Origin of the sequence: Streptomyces sp. NPDC052023, assembly GCF_044548465.1 — a bacterium.
GTDB lineage: Bacteria > Actinomycetota > Actinomycetes > Streptomycetales > Streptomycetaceae > Streptomyces.
In genome coordinates this window covers 56664-71707 of the sequence record NZ_JBIUBW010000029.1, presented here as the reverse complement: position 1 = coordinate 71707, position 15044 = coordinate 56664, and the positions used below count along the sequence as shown (strand labels likewise).

The window sequence follows — 15044 nt, the reverse complement described above, 5'->3', positions numbered from 1 at the left end:
ACCCGCTGGAACAAAGCCCACAACTCATCCGGCACCAGCCGCTCAACGATCCCCACGCCCGCAGCCTACCGAACCGGCCAATTGAGATGACTTCTAACTGCAGAACCCGAATAGCCCACTATTGACTACTCTTCTCGCTCGCAAGTAGGGCCCGGAGACGCCTAACCTCATCCACAAGGCGCGGCACAGCCTCCCGCGCCATTGCAATGAACGCCGCATTCTCGTCCCAGCGTTCGTCGCCAGAATCAACATATCGCGGATGCTGAACCAGAGTCGCGGCAATGATGTCTCGATGATCAAAATTCGGCCACCTCTCGGCAGTGCCAGTGTCGGGAGCCGTGCTCACCGCTATAAGATTCATGGCGGAGTCGTCATCCAAGGTCCTGACGAACCAAGGTGCCGGAGTGGCCGCAGAGCACAACTCCTCTATCTCCTCGAGTTCACCTTCACGCATGTAGCCACCTTCCAGCAGCCGATTTTACCTGGTCGTGGGTGCCCCGCAAGCTATCAAATCAAGCGAGGCACCCCATATGGTCAACTAATATCGCTCGCTCGAATATCCGAGCCTTTCGATATTTCTATAGAATCTCTTGTCGTTTGTAATAATCGACAATCCATCCTGTATCGCCGAATGCAAGACCGAAGCGTCATCGTCGGCAATCATCGGGTTGAAGGACTTACCCTTCCACATGTCCCCGAGGCGAGCCTGCAGGGAAGCGACGCCTTCGCTGGTGGAAGCCGGTCCCATGCGTCCTCCTCGCTCCGACAACCAGCTACCAATGGCATCTGCCGAGTGTCCACCTTCGAGTAGTTCACGATGCGCAGTCGGTGAAAGCACCGGCGCACGCCCCGCCAAGGCGGCATCTACTTCAGCGGTTTTTGCACCCGAGAGAGCATCCGTCACGGCATTCGTGTCGACTGCCACGTCGCCGCAGTTGTGAACGAGTACCGGCGTCGCCCCCGCCAACACATAGTACGTGCGCTGCGCGAAGCCTTCGACCTGCTTTTTCGCAGGTCAAGTGCGGTTTGCCGGTCCGGTGAGGTGCGTGGGTGTCCGTGGTTGTGCGGGGTTGTTGCCGTCGCTACTGCCGTCAGGCGGTTCAGCCCAGGTATGGCTTCTCGCGGTGTTCCAGGAAGTGCTGGAGCCTGAGTCGTTGGGTGTGGTGCATCGGCAACTGTTCGATCTCGTCCGGCGGCACGAACCGGAGCTCGGTCGACTCGTCGGAAATCTCCAGCCGGCCGCCGGTGATGCGGGCGGTGAAGCAGACGTTGAACTGTCGCCGGACCTCGCCGTCGGTGTAGGCGATGATGTGTTTCGGGTCGGTGTAGGTGCCGACCAGGCCGGTGATCTCGACGTCGAGGCCGGTCTCCTCTTTGACCTCGCGGACGGCTGTGCCTGGCAGGGAGTCGGTGAGGTCCATGCCGCCTCCGGGCAGGGCCCATAGGTCGTTGTCGCGGCGGCGCTGGAGGAGGATGCGCCCGTGGTCGTCGGTGACGACGGCGGATGCGGCGACAACCATGCTGTTCGGCATGGGCGCGTTGGGGTCGTCGTAGTACTCGGTGCGGGCCACGGTCAGTCTTCCTCTCGTACGGGGGTTGCGGTCGCCCACACGGCGTCGAAGCTGTCGGCGTAGGTGTCGAACATGCCGCTCTCCTGGTGTCGGCGAAGGTGCCACACGGGGGCTGCGTAGGCGTTGACGCCCCAGACGTGTGCGTTGACGAGTTGCTGGTCGTCGGCGCGGTAGAGGGAGTTGTAGAGCATGGTTTCGTGGGTGCGGACTTCGATGCCGGGGGTGTCGGCGAGCGGCTTGTAGTGCATGAGTGCGAGGCGGCAGCGGGATTCGATGCCGTGGCCGAACCGCTCTTCCTGGCCGCGGGCTTGAACGTTGTCGCTGTCGGGGTCCCCGATCGCGATGCGGACGGTGCAGCCTTCGGCGGCGCGTTCGGTGAGGAGTTCGTTCAGCCGCGGGTACGCCTCGTGGAGGAAGACGGCCGCGTAGACGAGGATGTCGATCCGTTCCCGGGCTTGGGCCATCAGGTCGGTGAACGTCGAGACGGGGATGTCGGCCCGCTGCTGGTAGAGCGCGACCAGTTCGGGGCTGATGGCGCGGGCGGGGCGGGCCTGGCGGAGCGCCGGCCAGAGTGCGTGCACGTCTTCTCCCAGGGCCTTGGCCGCCTGGAGGGCGGTGGCACGACGTGGGATACGCCCGAGGTTCACCCAGCGCTCGACCGACTTGGGGTCGACCTCGACCTGCTGAGCGAGTGCGGCGTACGTCCAGCCTCCCGCCGCCATGACGGCTCGTAGTCTCTCGTTCGGCACGAGTCTCCCCCTTCGTCTCAGGACGGCACTAGGGACGTTCTACACGGTGCAGGACGTCCCGAAGTGGGGTTTGGTGGAGGTTCCTTCGTCCCAGTGACCGGCGTGAGGATCGGTGCCGACCCTGCGGCACCAACAGGCCCAGGGACACGCATCAACGCCGCCGAGGAGCATCACCGTGCGAATGAGTGCCACCCCACGTGTTCCCGCCCTGCGACTGGACGGCCGGTCGCGTGCCGCCTCGCTGGGGTGGTCACGATGACGGCTCCCACCCCTGATGCCGACGGGCATACCGTCTCGCCCGATGCCGGCGCCCTGGTGGTCGACCGGCGGAACGGCAAGGTGGGCGTGGTGATGGGGCATGTGGGGATGTACGTGCAGCTTCGGCCACCGCGCGGTGGCCGGGAGTGGGACGTGCCGCCCGAGGACGTACGTACGCCGACTCCGACGGAGGAGTTGAGCGCGAAGGTGGCCGTGGCCAACCGGAGGTGGGGACGGTGACCGCTCGCTCGGTCCTGCGCTACGAGACCTGGACGCTTCAGCCCGACCGCGAGCCGGACGCGGAGCCGGTCCTGTATGCGATGCAGTGCGCCGTGGACGGAGAGACCTCACCGGCAAGCGAGGACTTTGCCGAACCGCAGGACTGGGTACTGCGGCACTGCGGCCAGAACCCGTCCCACCACACCTACCGGGAGATCATCACCCGCCCCTGGCGGACCTGGCGCCAGACGTGACCCGGCCTCGCTCGCCCAGGCGCCGCACCGCGCTGACCCACCCGACTCCCGTCCCTGCCGGGCGCAGCCGATCGAGGCTCCCCCGCACTCGTCAGCCCCGGCAGGGACGGGCCCTCACCTGCGTGCCGGGCCCATGGTCATGAGGTTCTGGCCTCTGCCACAGAAAGTCAGCCACGACGGCGGGCGTGCCGACCGATCACCCGCCACGTGTGTCTCGCTTAACCCCGCACCGGCATCAGCCCAGTTATTCCATCGTCACGGCCCCCAGCCAGGCAGCAAGCATGGGCGTCCGGGACGGCGCAAGCCCGCCGGGCGCCCTCTCAGGTGCCCGGCCAGTCTGCTGCTGAGCGGTCGGACCGGGGCTTCCGATTGGTAGTCCGGCCTACGCTCCCGGGCTCTGCGCGCCGAGTGGTCGGCGGCCGTCGCCAGCGGGGCGGCAGACAGGAGCGGGCGGCGGTCACCGACCGCCGACGCGCGGCGGCCCGCGTCAGCGGGACGCCCTTGATCAAGTAAAGAGGGTCTGTCAAACGATCGTTTTACAGTCCCCCACCCGGCTCGGCATGACGCAGAAGGCCGCCCGCGCGGCGTTGCGGGTGTCCTTCGCGAAGGTCGCCGAGTACCAGAAGCGCGGCTTGGTCCACTTCCACGCCGTGATCCGCCTCGACGGACCCGACGGCAGCACCCAGCCCCCACCCCCGTACGCCACCGTCTCCGTGCTCACCGACTCCATCCGCGCCGCCGCACCCCGCGCCCGCATCTCCATCGACTCCGATGCGCTCGGGGAACGCGAACTCACCTGGGGCCAGCAGCTCGACGTACGCGAGATCACCGCCTTCGGCACCGACGCCGAATTCAGCGACCAGGCCGTGGCCGCCTACGTGGCGAAGTACGCCACCAAGTCCGCCGACGCCTCTGGGACTCTCGACCGCGCCCTGTTCTGCCGCCCCTGTCAGGGACGCGGCGCAACCCTCCTGCCCCACGGGACACCGCTCCCGTGCAGCGCGTGCGACGGCACCGGGCAGGCCCGGCCGCTGCCCCGGCTCGCCGTCGCCCGGCACGTCCGGCAGATGATCCGCACCTGCTGGGAAGTGGGCCGCCTGCCGGAGTTCGCCGAACTCAAGCTCTGGAAGTGGGCGCACATGCTCGGCTTCCGCGGCCACTTCTCCACCAAGTCCCGCGCCTACTCGACCACCCTTGGCGCGCTGCGCGACGCCCGCCGCGCCTGGCGTACCGAACAGGCCCGCGCCCACGCCGGCCTTCCCGAACTGGGCCCGACGACCACGCTCGTGGTCGGCCACTGGGACTACCTCGGCTCGGGCTACAGCCCCGGCGCCACGCTCCTCGCCGCCGCCGTATGGCACCGCAGGGAACTGGAACGGCAGTTCACGGCCGAAGGGGGCTGCTGATGACCTCGCCCCCGCCCGCCCTCCTCCACGCGGATGCGGGCCGGGCTCTGGATCTGCTGACGGTGCCCCAGGTCATGGCCCGCCTCCAGCTCGGCCGCTCCGCCGTCTACGACCTGCTCCGTACCGGCCAGCTCGCCTCCATCACCCTCGGCCGCGCCCGCCGCATACCCACCCGTGCCCTGACCGACTTCATCCGCACCCGCCTCGAACAGGAAGCCGCCGCCTGATGACCACGCCCCGCGACACCCCCACCTCCCGCCGCGTGCGCGCCAACGGTGACGGCACCGTCTACCAGCGCAACGACGGCCGCTGGGAAGCCGCCGGATACGTCCTCGCCCCCGGCAACACCCGCAGGCGCGTCCGAGTCTACGGCGCCACCCGCAAAGACGCCCTGGCCAAGCTCACCGAGAAGATCGCCGCAAGCAACCGCGGCCTGCCCATCCCCTCCGCGCAGGGCAGTGTGGCCCCGTACCTGACGTACTGGCTGGAGAACGTCGCCGTCCACCACCTGCGTGAGACCACTCACACCCGCTACACCGCCTGCGTCAACCGCTACCTCATCCCCGGCCTCGGCAAGAAGAAGCTCGCCAAGCTCACCGCCAAGGACGTCCGCACCTGGCTCAACCAGCTCCGCACCACCTGCCAGTGCTGCACGCGAGGCATCGACGCCCGGCGCAACCAGCCCCGATGCTGCGCCGCCGGCCAGTGCTGCCACAAGCTGCTCTCCCCGCTGACGCTCACCTACATCCACTCCGTGCTCAAGTCCGCCCTGGAGCACGCCGTCCGCGAAGAGGAGATCCCGCGCAACGTCGCCCGCAACGTCCGCACCGGCACCCCACGGCCCCGCCGCTTCGAACCCTCACCGCCGACGAGGCCCGCCAGTTCCTCGCGGCCACGCGCGGACACCGGTTGCACGCGCTGTTCGAACTCGCCTACCACACCGGACTCCGCAAGGGCGAACTCCTCGGCCTGCGCTGGGAAGACCTAGACCTCGACGCGAGCACCGCCGCAATCCGCCGCAGCCTGCAACGCACCAGCGCAGGCGGGCTCACCACGCTGCCCACCAAAACGCGCGCCTCCGAGCGCCGCATCGCCCTTCCCACCCGCTGCGTCCAGTCGTTGAAGCTCCACTACGAGCAGCAGAAGTGCGAGCACGAGGCCGCGGGCACTACGTGGCAGCACGAGGGGCACGTGTTCACCACTGCGCAAGGCAGATCGATCGACCCGACCAACCTCACCCGCACCTTCACCATGCTCCTCCGCAAGGCCGGCCTTCGCCGCATCCGTTTCCACGACCTCCGCCACTCCACCGCCACCCTGCTCTGGAGCAGGGCGTCGAACTCGTCGTGATCAAGGAACTCCTCGGCCACGCCCACATCGGCGTCACCGCCACCGTATACGCCCACGTACGCATCCGCCTTCAGCGCGACGCCATCGACCTGCTCGGCCACGCGCTCGACGGCCCCTGACAGCCAGACGGCGGCGGACACACCACTTTGTCCGCCGCCGTTGCCGTCAGCTACTGCCGTCAGGCGGAAAATTAGCCCCGCCGAACACAGCTCGGCGGGGCTAAAATTTGCTATTGGTCACGATTCTTAGCAGCGCAACATCTACTAGCGGTCACCGGACAGCCGGGCGAGCACATCCGCAGCGAGCTCTACTGAAGCCTGGTCGAGATCTGCCGCCGCCGTTCCATGCAGACGTTCGGACATGTAACCGGCCATCGCAGACACTGCATCTGCAGAGGGCGCGGGGGCGAGCCACCTAAGCCACTCGCAGACCATGCGCATTCGAAATTCCGTGAGGATTTCTACGCGGCCCAAAGGATCTGACTCCGCGGCCAGCTTGATCAACTTGAACGCGGCGGCAAGGCGATTTTGCGGCATATCATGTACCGAAAGAATCAGTCCGAGTTCATCAGATTTACCGAGATCGAAATTCTCGGCTACTACAAACTGGGGCAGCGGGTAACCATCCACGCTTGTCAGCGCTTGCCCGTCACGTCCGGAATCGATAACTACGTCGACACGGGAAGCAACCCCTGGATCATCGACAGTGACTCGGATGTGATGCACGCCAGGGTCCCCGACGTTCTGCACGAAACGTGACACGCCGAGGATGTCGCCGACTCCGATGGACCCGTCGTCGAGCACCAGGGCTCCGTCGAACAGGACGCTGCCCTGGGCTGGGCCAGCCCTGTTCCATAGCCTGACCCTGACCAGCCCCGTCTGCGCACGTGCGGCGATCTGGACGTGACTCCTAGACGCCACCAGTGGCGCACCGGCCAGCGCCAGAACCTCCTCCGGCGGGGCCGTCGATCCAATACGGATAACGCGATGGTTCAAGTAGAGCTCGGCACTACCAATGAGCATTTCTCCGCCAACTACCCAATCTGAGCTTGATGGTGCGCCCGGTCAGCTCCATCGCCAACCGGGCGCACCCTGACCCTACTACCGCGTATGGCCTGGCAGTAGCTCCGCTAGCTTCTCAGCTGCACTCGGAATCCCTGGCAGCCCCGCAAACGTGGGATCGTGATAGCCGTGATTGCGCAGTATCTGCTGAGCTTTCGATACAGCAACCGCCTGAGTATCACTGCACGTTTCACAGTGAGGAAACAGGCTGCGCGGAAGGCTAGTCGGTCCAATTCCAGTAGACGGCTGGTGGTCACCCGTCATCGTCGGACTGCTCCCACCGCAAGAGTGGCATGGCCGTCCCTGCATGGCCGCACTCTGCTCCGAGGTAACCACCGGCCCGGTCGCAGGCACCGACTCATCGGCATGAGGACCGACGCGCAGCGTATTCGCCTCCCTTTGGCTCAGCGAAACGTTGCAGTTGTGAACCAGGACCGGTGTGGCCCCCGCCAGCACATAGTACGTGTGGAGGTCGCTGACGGTGAGGTTGTGGACGGTGGCCTGGGCGGTCCAGCGGCGGAGGGCGGTGATCTGAATGTGCGTGCCGGCGCCGGTCTGGAGCCACTGGCCGGTTTTGAGGGCGGTGGCGTCGATCCACTGGTTGAGTTCGGGGACCCAGAAGGGGTGGCCGTCGGTTGCTGTGACGGTTGTTTCGTGGCTGCCGTTGTCGCCGTTGGTGTCGATCGTGACTTCGACCAGGTGCTTGAGGCCCTTGCCCTTGATCTCGGCTGTGACGGTTTCTACTGCGGTCTCGCCGGTCTCCGGGTCAGTGGCCAGGACCTTGTCGCCGTTCTTGACGTCCTTGATCGGCTTGGTCGTGCCGTCGGCCATCAAGACTTGGGTGCCCGGCGTGAAACTGTTGTCCTCGCTCGGACTGCAGCCTCCACCTCCGCTGCCCTTGCCTCGCACCCTTTCGATACCGGCGTTGACCCGTTCCTTCGCTTTGGCCGCGATCTTTTGGGTCTTTTGAGCCGCGTTGCCGGTCTTCTGTGCTGCGCGTTTCTGCTGGCGGGTGAGGGCTTCCTTCGCCTTCTTCTTCAGTTGCGCTGCTCTTGCTGCCGCCCGCTTCTTGGCTTCTCGTGCCTTCCGTGCGAGTTCTCGTGCCTTGCGGGCCATTTCGATGATCTTGCGGGCCTTCTCTTTGGCTTTGATCCAAGCGGAGATCGCGCCGGCGATCCGTGACGCAGCCTTGAGGATTGCCGGGATCTTGAAGAGCTTGGTCCATGGGACGGCTTGAACGACCATGCTGCCGCAGGCCCACAGGTCTCCGCGGGAGAAGCAGGCAACTACGTCGCCCCAGCCGACGAATTCCTTGAGTGCGGCCCAGCCGACGGAGAGGATGATGTCGGTCAGTGAGGTGTTCAGTTGCTGTCTGGCCCATGCCTCTTCGGACGCTGACGGGCCACCGTAGCCTTCGGTGCCGCCTTCGGACGCGAGGCCGGAGGGGTCGGCGAAGGTGACCGGGTTGTTCTCGCAGTAGACGTAGCCGTTCATCTGGACCGGGTCGGCCAGGTCGAGGACCGGGTCTGCAGACAGAAATCGGCCTGTGGTCGGGTCGTACTCCCGTGCGCCCAGGTGGATCAGTCCGCTCGCGGCGTCGTCGTTGCCGCCCACGTAGGAGCGGTGCGAGCGCCAGGATGGACTTTGTGAGCGCTCGTTGCCGAACGGGTCTGTCTTGGAGAACTTGACCTTGTTGCCTTCGGCCAGCGTGACTTCGACGTAGGCCGTGCCGTTCTGGTCGGCGATCTGAACCGACAGGGTCGAGGCTCCGGTCCCCGTCGCGTGTCGCATTACCGTGGGCGCAGCAGGCTGGGCGTAGTAACGCTCCGTGGCTGCATGGGTGCCGTCGGCGTTCATCGTGATGGTCGTGTCACCCAGGTAGAGGGTGCGTTCGTTGCCGCTGATGGCGAGCAGGCGCTTACCAGAAGCGTCGTAGATGTAGCTGGTCTGCTTGTCGGGGGTCCAGGTCTGTGCCTGTCCGGCGTTGCAGGTGTAAAGCTGTAGGTCCGTGCCGTTGGCGGAGTTGGCACCGGGCACGTCCAGGCACTTCCCGGAGTCCACGTGCTTGAGCGCGCCATCGGATGTCGCGGTCCACTGCTGGCCTTGCGTCCCTGTGCAGTCGGCGATTACTACCGCGGTGCCGCTGGCGGTGCCGCCGTCCTTGGGAATGGCGCACTTGCCCAATATCTTGAGCGCACCGGTCGACGGATCACCGGTCGAGCCCGACGGGGTCCGGTCGATCCGCAGCTTCTGCGCCTTGGTGCTGTTGCAGGCGTACAGCTGCAGCGCGGTGCCGGGCGTGGTGGACGAGGACGACAGGTCGATGCATTTGCCGGCGAGGCCCACCCATGCGCCGGAGCCGTTTTCACCGAAGCCGGTGACGCTCTCAACCTGGCCGTCCCAGGTCCAGGTCAGGGCCTGCTCGTCGCCTTCCCAGGTGCGGGTTTCGGTGTTGCCGGAGTCGTCGTACGCGAATGTGGCCTCTTTGGTGACCTCTGCCTTGCTGTCGGTCTTGTACGTCGTTGACAGGCCGGTGAGGGTGTGGGGCTGGGTGCCGTCGGGGGCCCCGTAGAGGTACGAGGTCTTTACGTCCTTGTCGGTGTCCAAGCCGGGGTCGTGTGCGATGAGCGTCTTTCGGTTGCCCATCTCGTCGTACTCGTAGGACTGCCAGTAGCCGGCATTCTCAGCGGTGACGTTGGCCGTGCCATCGGCGTACGTGGGCGCGGCCACTGTCTTGCCGGCCGCGATGCACGCGGACGGAGCCGTCCATGCCTCCGTCAGCTGACCGAGAGGGTCGTAGCTGAAGCACTGCCGGTCCGAGACGCCGTCCACCCGGTCGGCGATCGAGGTGACGTTGCCCGCCGGGTCGTAGTCGTACGTGCGGGAGTTGACGCGGTGGCCGGCGACGGACGTGTCGGTGGTCGACTCGCGGTCGACGAGGCTCTGCGTCAGCTCGCCGGTGGACGGGTCATAGAGGTTCGTCGTCCAGACCCGGGTAGGCAGCTCACCGCTGACCGTTCGCAGGACCTCGCCGTGCGGTGAGTACGTCGTCTCCGCGTTGTACCAGGTGTCGCCCGAGGTGGAGACCGGCAGGCCGTCGTCGTTGTAGCGGACGACGATCTCCTCGGACTCGAATGTACCCGCGGCGGGGAGGGTGGCCTTGGTGAGCTGCCCCGTTCTTGAGTAGTCGTACTTGTAGGTGTATTTGTCCTTGAGTCCGTACTGCGCCGCAAGTAGCGACGGGAGGGTTACCGTTTTGCCGGTGGGCTGGTAGTCGGCCGTGTAGCCGGTGATCGACGTGGTGTAGCCCTGGCCGTCCTCGGTGTAGCGCGTGGAGGACGCCGGCAGGCCGATGCCCTGGGGCAGGTCGTCGTACAGGGTCGTGGTCAGCAGCCTGCCGTCGGCGCCGTCCAGGCGCTGTTCGACGGGACGGGACAGCTCGTCGTACCCGGTCCAGACGACCACGCCACGCCCGTTCTTCACCGTCACGGGGCGGTTGGCGTCGTCATAGGTCGTCGAGGTCTTTCCGGTGTCCGGGTCTACAGCCAGGGTCTGGCGTCCCCGGGCGTCGTACTGCCATGTCCACCGGTTGCCCTTTGAGTCTTCTGCGGCGGTCATGTCGCCGCGTGCGTCGTACTCGTACTTCGTGGTGCGGTACGTGGTGCGTGCCGCGTTGGTGAAGGTGTCCACCCGGGTGGTACGGCCTAGCGCGTCGGAGTAGCTGCGCTGGGCTGCGCCGCCTTCGGGCTCGACGACGGTGGAGTTGTCGTAGCCGTAGGAGTAGTTCGTGGCTTTGGTCTGCTTGGCCTGGCCCGCTTCGTATGGTGTCTCGGACAGCGTTCGGCCGAGACCGTCGTATGCGTACAGGGTCGCGTTGGGGACCTGTGAGTCGGAGTCCAGTTCGAAGGGCAGCCTGGAGGGGTCGCCTGCCGCGTAGTAGGCGTTGTTGGTCTGCTCGATGGTGCCGTTCGCGCTGTAGAGGACGTCCGTGATCAGGCGGCCTTCGCCGACTGCTGGTTCTTGCTTTTGGCGTTCGCGGCCGAGCCCGTCGTAGATGACGACGCTGTCCTCGTAGGTGCCCGACTCGGTCAGGGTCGAGGTGATGACCGATACCGGCTGGCCGATGGTCGTGTTGTACGCGATTTTGACGGCTGGGCTGGTGGCGGTGGTTCGGGTGGAGTCGCCCCATGTGGCGGTCGTGCGGCCGAGGGCATCGTAGGCGTACTGCGTGGTGCGGAGGTTGGCGTCGACTTCCTTGACGGACGTGCCGCGGCCGGGTTCTACGTAGGACTTCGTGGTGTGGCCGAGTTCGTTCGTCGTGACGATGGCGTACACCTGTCCCTTGTCGGGGACGTAGGTGGTCGTCTCGGTGCTGCTCGCGGCGTCGTCCGCGGAGGTGACCCGGCCGAATGAGTCGTAGGCGATCTTGCCACTGAGTTTCCAGGCGCCGCCCTGCGCGCTGACGTCGTAGGTCTCGGTGGCCAGGCCGATGGTGGGGCTGTCGCCGACCTGGCCGCCGTCGTAGGCGACCCGGGAGCCGGAGATCCAGTCCTGCGCGGTCGCGGTGGCGGCCTCGGCGCAGGAGCCGGCTGTTGTCAGCGTCTGTTTGTCCAGGCCGATCAGGTGCTTGCCGGTGTTGTGGACGTAGTCCATGACGGTGCAGGACTCGTCGTCCTGGTTGTCGACGTCGCCCCAGGATTCGACCTGGACGGGCAGGCCGTAGGTCGGCTCGTATGTGGTGTCGGTCTCGGTGGTCCGCCAGACCTCGTCACCGTTGGCTGCGTTGGTGGCGCGGGTGACAGTGATGTTGCGGTCGTCAAGGACTCGGTAGGCCCGGAGAGGGGGGATGCCGCCGGCGCGGGTGCGGGTCGCGAGGACTGTGGCTATGGGTCTGTCGACGGATCGTGTGACGAGTTCGCCGCCAGACTTGGTGTAGGTGAGGGTTTCGGCGGTTCTGCCCTGGAAGGCTTCCTTGTCCTGGGCGATGACGGCTCCTGCCGCGTCGCGGACGGTGACCGATCGGGTGGAGCCGTCGGGCAGTGGGTCGCCGTCCATGCCGCGGAAGTAGCGGGTCGCGGTCATGGACTGGCGGGTGCTTGTGTATGGCGTGCTCGAGTTGGCGCCGGCCAGTGTCTTGACGAGGGCGAAGCCGCGCCACTGGTCGTAGGTGCGGGTCTTCTTCTTGGAGAACTCTGCCTGGTTCAGTGCCCAGGCGCCGCCGCCGTCGCCGTAGTCGTAGGAGGTGACGACGTCCGGGACGCCCACGAAGGCGGGCTTCTCCACTACGGTGTCGACGGCGTACTTGTTGAACCATTCGATGGACTCGTCGCTCTTGTCCGGGTCGGGGTGCCAGTAGACCGGGAAGCATAGCCCCTTGTTGTCTTCGGGGGCCGGGAACTGGCTGCCTGTCTTGCAGGCGCCTTCCGGGCTCTTGTAGGTGACGAGGGTCTCGCCGCCGTACTCGCTGACCACCCGCGTGATCCGCAGGCGGTCGAAGACCGGGTTGGGATCGTCGGCGCCCTCCTGGACCCGGTTGGGCATGGAGAGGCTGTTGGCGACGAAGCGGACCGGATTGAGTGTGGAGGTTGTTTCACCGTCGGGGGCGTGACCGGTGCGGGTGATCGACTCCAGCCACAGCGCCGCGCCCTCGTCGGTGAGGTCTGAGGGAAGGGACTGCTGAAGCGTCCAGCTGTCGACGAGTGTCGGAGTGGTGGAGCCTTCCGTCCGCTGGGCTTTGGTGGTGACTTGCGCGAGCCGCTTGCGGGTCCAGAAAGTCGGGACGGGGACGAAGCATTCCTCGCCTGTTGTGCCGGAGCAGTGAAGGTCGGCTGGAGTGTCGTACCAGATGCGGTTCTTGTCGAAGTCGCCGGAGGTGAAGTTCTCGGTGCTGCAGGTGAGGTCTTCTTCCTTGAAGCACCGTTCGTCGACGGTGAAGTCGACCCGGGCGATCGGCTCCTCGTTCTGGATGGATTCTTCGCGGTGGCCGTATTTGATGGCCCGCAGGTAGCCGCCGCGGTGGTACAGGACGGGAGTCTTGAACTGGTTGTTCTTGGCGTAGTAGTTGTTCTCCCGTGCCCACCACAGGGCCATGGCGTTGCCCTGGGGGTCGACGACGTAGTCGAGGTTCCAGCGCCAGGCCTGGTTGCAGAAGGAGTCTGCGAACTTGTCGGCGTGGCAGGGCTCATTGTCCTGGTTGCCGGCGACCGGCACGGACAGGACTGAGGCGGTCGTGCCGTCGCCGTCGCTCCAGCCGGGGAGCTTGTTGCGGCCGAAGTAGTACTGGGTGCCGTCCCGCGTGGTGACGCGCCAGTACTCGCCGTCGGCGTCCCCGTTGGCCTGGCTTGTGTTCTTCAGTAGTTCGACCCGCGAGCCGTCACCATTGGCGGTGACCCACTTGTCGCCCGTGGCGTAGGCGTCGTTGAGTTCCTGTCCGGCAGGGGGGTCGGGCAGTACGAGCTCGGTCGTGGTGCCGCCGAGGGTCAGCACCGCGTTGTAGGAGCCCCAGCACAGATCGCTGGTCTTGCGGGAGGCGTTGTTGCCGTCCTCGGTGTCGTCGCGGCAGGTGCGGTAGGTACGTGTGATCGAGCCAGGGTTGTAGTCCCAGCCGTCACCGATCCAGGAGGGCTGTGTGTTGGTGGCGGAGGTCCGCCCGTCTACTGCCTGGGAGTTGTAGCCGAGGGAGATTGCAGGGGAGGGACCGCCTGGCACTCCGGGGACTTGGAGGTTGTAGGTGTAGGTGAAGGCGCCGGAGTTGCCGCCTGCCGACCAGGAGCCGGCGCTGGCCAGGGGCGTGGCCGAGAAGTCGCCTTTGGATCCGCTGCCCGAGTCGGTGGCGAGCAGAACGGAAGCGCCGGAGTCGGCCGCCGCGCGCAGGGCCGCCGGTACGGCGTCCGTGTCGTCGCTGCCCTTGCGGTAGGCGGCGTCGGTGACCTTTCCCGCGCTCTTGCCGGTGGCTGACTGGGCCGAGGTGGCAGGTGCCTGGCCCGAGGCAAGGTCAGTGACGTTCAGCGTGGCCAGGACGCGCCGTTCATCGCCGCCCTCGGCGTCGGTGTCGACGACGTTCTCGGTGTCCACTGCAGTGGGCTCTGAGCATCCCGCGGTATCGGGGGTGGTCAGAAAGCAGGCGGGGAACTGCTGGAAGTCCAGCCGGTCCGCCCAGTTTGCTCCGTACAGCTCAGCGAACGGGGTGTAGTTCAGAGCGACGACTGCTTCACCGGTGGCCTCGGCGGGTGGTGTGACAGTGAGTGCGAGGCCCTCGACCTCGGCGCCGGTGGCTGCGGCGATGTCGTCCTGGTCGGCGACAGTGACCTGCCATTCACCTTCCAGGGCAGCCGCCTCCGCCGGGGACGCGTCCTTGGGCGCTCCGAGCTCGACGGGCAGTTGGGTGCCGTCAGCGCCGACGACGGGGACGAGGTCACCGGGGGTCAGGTCGGAGAGCGTCTCGGGGACGGTGCCCCCCTGGGGGACAGCTGTGGCCTGCGGCTCGTACTCCTGGGGGTCTATGACTTCGGCGGTGGCCAACTCCTCCATGTCGGGCCTGGCGGGGTCGTCTTCCTCGGCCTCCTCCTCGGCGGCGGGCAGATCGACCAGCTCGACGTCGAGGCGCCCGTCGTCCGTAGGCGGGGGCACGGCATAGGCGGCCGGCGACACTCCGAGCATCAGAGCAAGGAAAACGGCAGCGATCACCGAACGCCGTGCCGCCAGCCGCCGGCGGCGCTCAGCACCGTGCCGGCTGAGTCTTCCCCGGCCACACCACGACAGCGGTCTCCCCATGACGCCCATGCCCCACCCTCAACTCCGAATTAACCTTTGATTAACCCAGAATTCAGCCGGCTCTCCAACGGGAACACCGCGTCCGGCTCACCCCAAAATGACGGCCAATTATGGGAGTACGAGTAAAGCCCCAGTCAATGGCGGCAAGGGAGCGGTGAATTAGATCACACGCCGCTCCGGGGCCTAATAATGCCGACTATGGACAATGCGGCAAGTCGGGGCGAGATGGGGTGATCTTGTAAAGATCACCTTCACAAGTGCTGCTCTACCTGCATCAACTGGACAACGCCGTGGTCGACGAGCAGACACAGAGCGGAACGGCAACACCCGGGGCGGGTACTCCCCAAAAAGCCTCGACTGTGGCGTACCACGGCTCTTTGAGTCATGCTCTGGCGAGAATTCC

Annotated in this window: 9 protein-coding genes and 2 pseudogenes; 5 read left to right on the top strand and 6 right to left on the bottom strand. The window is 66.2% G+C overall.

Annotation, left to right across the window (positions count from 1 at the left end):
• Positions 1 to 118: 118 nt before the first annotated feature.
• The 4 genes from ACIHCM_RS34955 to ACIHCM_RS34940 all read right to left on the bottom strand — a co-directional run bounded on the left by ACIHCM_RS34955 (position 119) and on the right by ACIHCM_RS34940 (position 2293).
• Positions 119 to 454 (bottom strand): hypothetical protein, encoded by a 336-nt coding sequence (locus ACIHCM_RS34955; protein WP_399905232.1) that lies wholly within the window; start codon positions 452 to 454, stop codon positions 119 to 121.
• A gap of 84 nt (positions 455 to 538) precedes the next feature.
• Complete coding sequence (locus tag ACIHCM_RS34950) at positions 539 to 925, bottom strand: hypothetical protein (RefSeq protein ID WP_399905229.1); 387 nt, start codon at positions 923 to 925, stop codon at positions 539 to 541.
• Between the two features lie 175 nt (positions 926 to 1100).
• Positions 1101 to 1571: an NUDIX hydrolase gene (locus tag ACIHCM_RS34945; protein ID WP_399905226.1), complete on the bottom strand. Its 471-nt coding sequence runs from the start codon at positions 1569 to 1571 to the stop codon at positions 1101 to 1103.
• A 2-nt stretch (positions 1572 to 1573) separates the two neighbouring features.
• On the bottom strand, positions 1574 to 2293 hold the full coding sequence (locus tag ACIHCM_RS34940) for an XRE family transcriptional regulator (RefSeq protein WP_399905238.1): 720 nt from the start codon (positions 2291 to 2293) through the stop codon (positions 1574 to 1576).
• Positions 2294 to 2566: 273 nt separating this feature from the next.
• On the opposite strand from ACIHCM_RS34940, the gene ACIHCM_RS34935 reads away from it, so the two are divergent.
• The 5 genes and pseudogenes from ACIHCM_RS34935 to ACIHCM_RS34915 all read left to right on the top strand — a co-directional run bounded on the left by ACIHCM_RS34935 (position 2567) and on the right by ACIHCM_RS34915 (position 5926).
• Positions 2567 to 2818, top strand: coding sequence for a hypothetical protein (locus ACIHCM_RS34935; protein ID WP_399905223.1), 252 nt, complete (start codon positions 2567 to 2569; stop codon positions 2816 to 2818).
• Positions 2806 to 3051: a hypothetical protein gene (locus ACIHCM_RS34930; protein ID WP_093761204.1), complete on the top strand. Its 246-nt coding sequence runs from the start codon at positions 2806 to 2808 to the stop codon at positions 3049 to 3051. The genes ACIHCM_RS34935 and ACIHCM_RS34930 overlap by 13 nt, the downstream gene beginning before the upstream one ends.
• A 551-nt stretch (positions 3052 to 3602) precedes the next feature.
• A pseudogene (locus ACIHCM_RS34925) lies at positions 3603 to 4457 on the top strand (replication initiator); the annotation flags it as partial.
• Entirely contained in the window at positions 4457 to 4684 is a 228-nt protein-coding gene (locus ACIHCM_RS34920; protein WP_399905219.1) for a helix-turn-helix domain-containing protein, read from the top strand. The pseudogene ACIHCM_RS34925 and the gene ACIHCM_RS34920, both read left to right, overlap by 1 nt.
• Positions 4684 to 5926: pseudogene (locus ACIHCM_RS34915) on the top strand (tyrosine-type recombinase/integrase). The gene ACIHCM_RS34920 and the pseudogene ACIHCM_RS34915 overlap by 1 nt, the downstream one beginning before the upstream one ends.
• Positions 5927 to 6070: 144 nt before the next feature.
• Here the strand turns inward: ACIHCM_RS34915 and ACIHCM_RS34910 are convergent.
• Together ACIHCM_RS34910 and ACIHCM_RS34905 are read right to left on the bottom strand one after the other, a co-directional pair.
• Positions 6071 to 6610 (bottom strand): hypothetical protein, encoded by a 540-nt coding sequence (locus ACIHCM_RS34910; protein ID WP_399905216.1) that lies wholly within the window; start codon positions 6608 to 6610, stop codon positions 6071 to 6073.
• 297 nt (positions 6611 to 6907) lie between these two features.
• A complete protein-coding gene (locus ACIHCM_RS34905; protein WP_399905213.1) occupies positions 6908 to 14527 on the bottom strand; it encodes a ricin-type beta-trefoil lectin domain protein in 7620 nt (2539 codons plus the stop codon).
• Positions 14528 to 15044 lie beyond the last annotated feature (517 nt).

Excerpts from the sequence above, each read along its gene's own strand:
- ACIHCM_RS34955 (WP_399905232.1), bottom strand. The coding sequence starts at position 454 with ATGCGTGAAGGTGAACTCGAGGAGATAGAGGAGTTGTGCTCTGCGGCC.
- ACIHCM_RS34940 (WP_399905238.1), bottom strand. The coding sequence starts at position 2,293 with ATGGCGGCGGGAGGCTGGACGTACGCCGCACTCGCTCAGCAGGTCGAG.
- ACIHCM_RS34920 (WP_399905219.1), top strand. The coding sequence starts at position 4,457 with ATGACCTCGCCCCCGCCCGCCCTCCTCCACGCGGATGCGGGCCGGGCT.
- ACIHCM_RS34905 (WP_399905213.1), bottom strand. The coding sequence starts at position 14,527 with ATGCTCGGAGTGTCGCCGGCCGCCTATGCCGTGCCCCCGCCTACGGAC.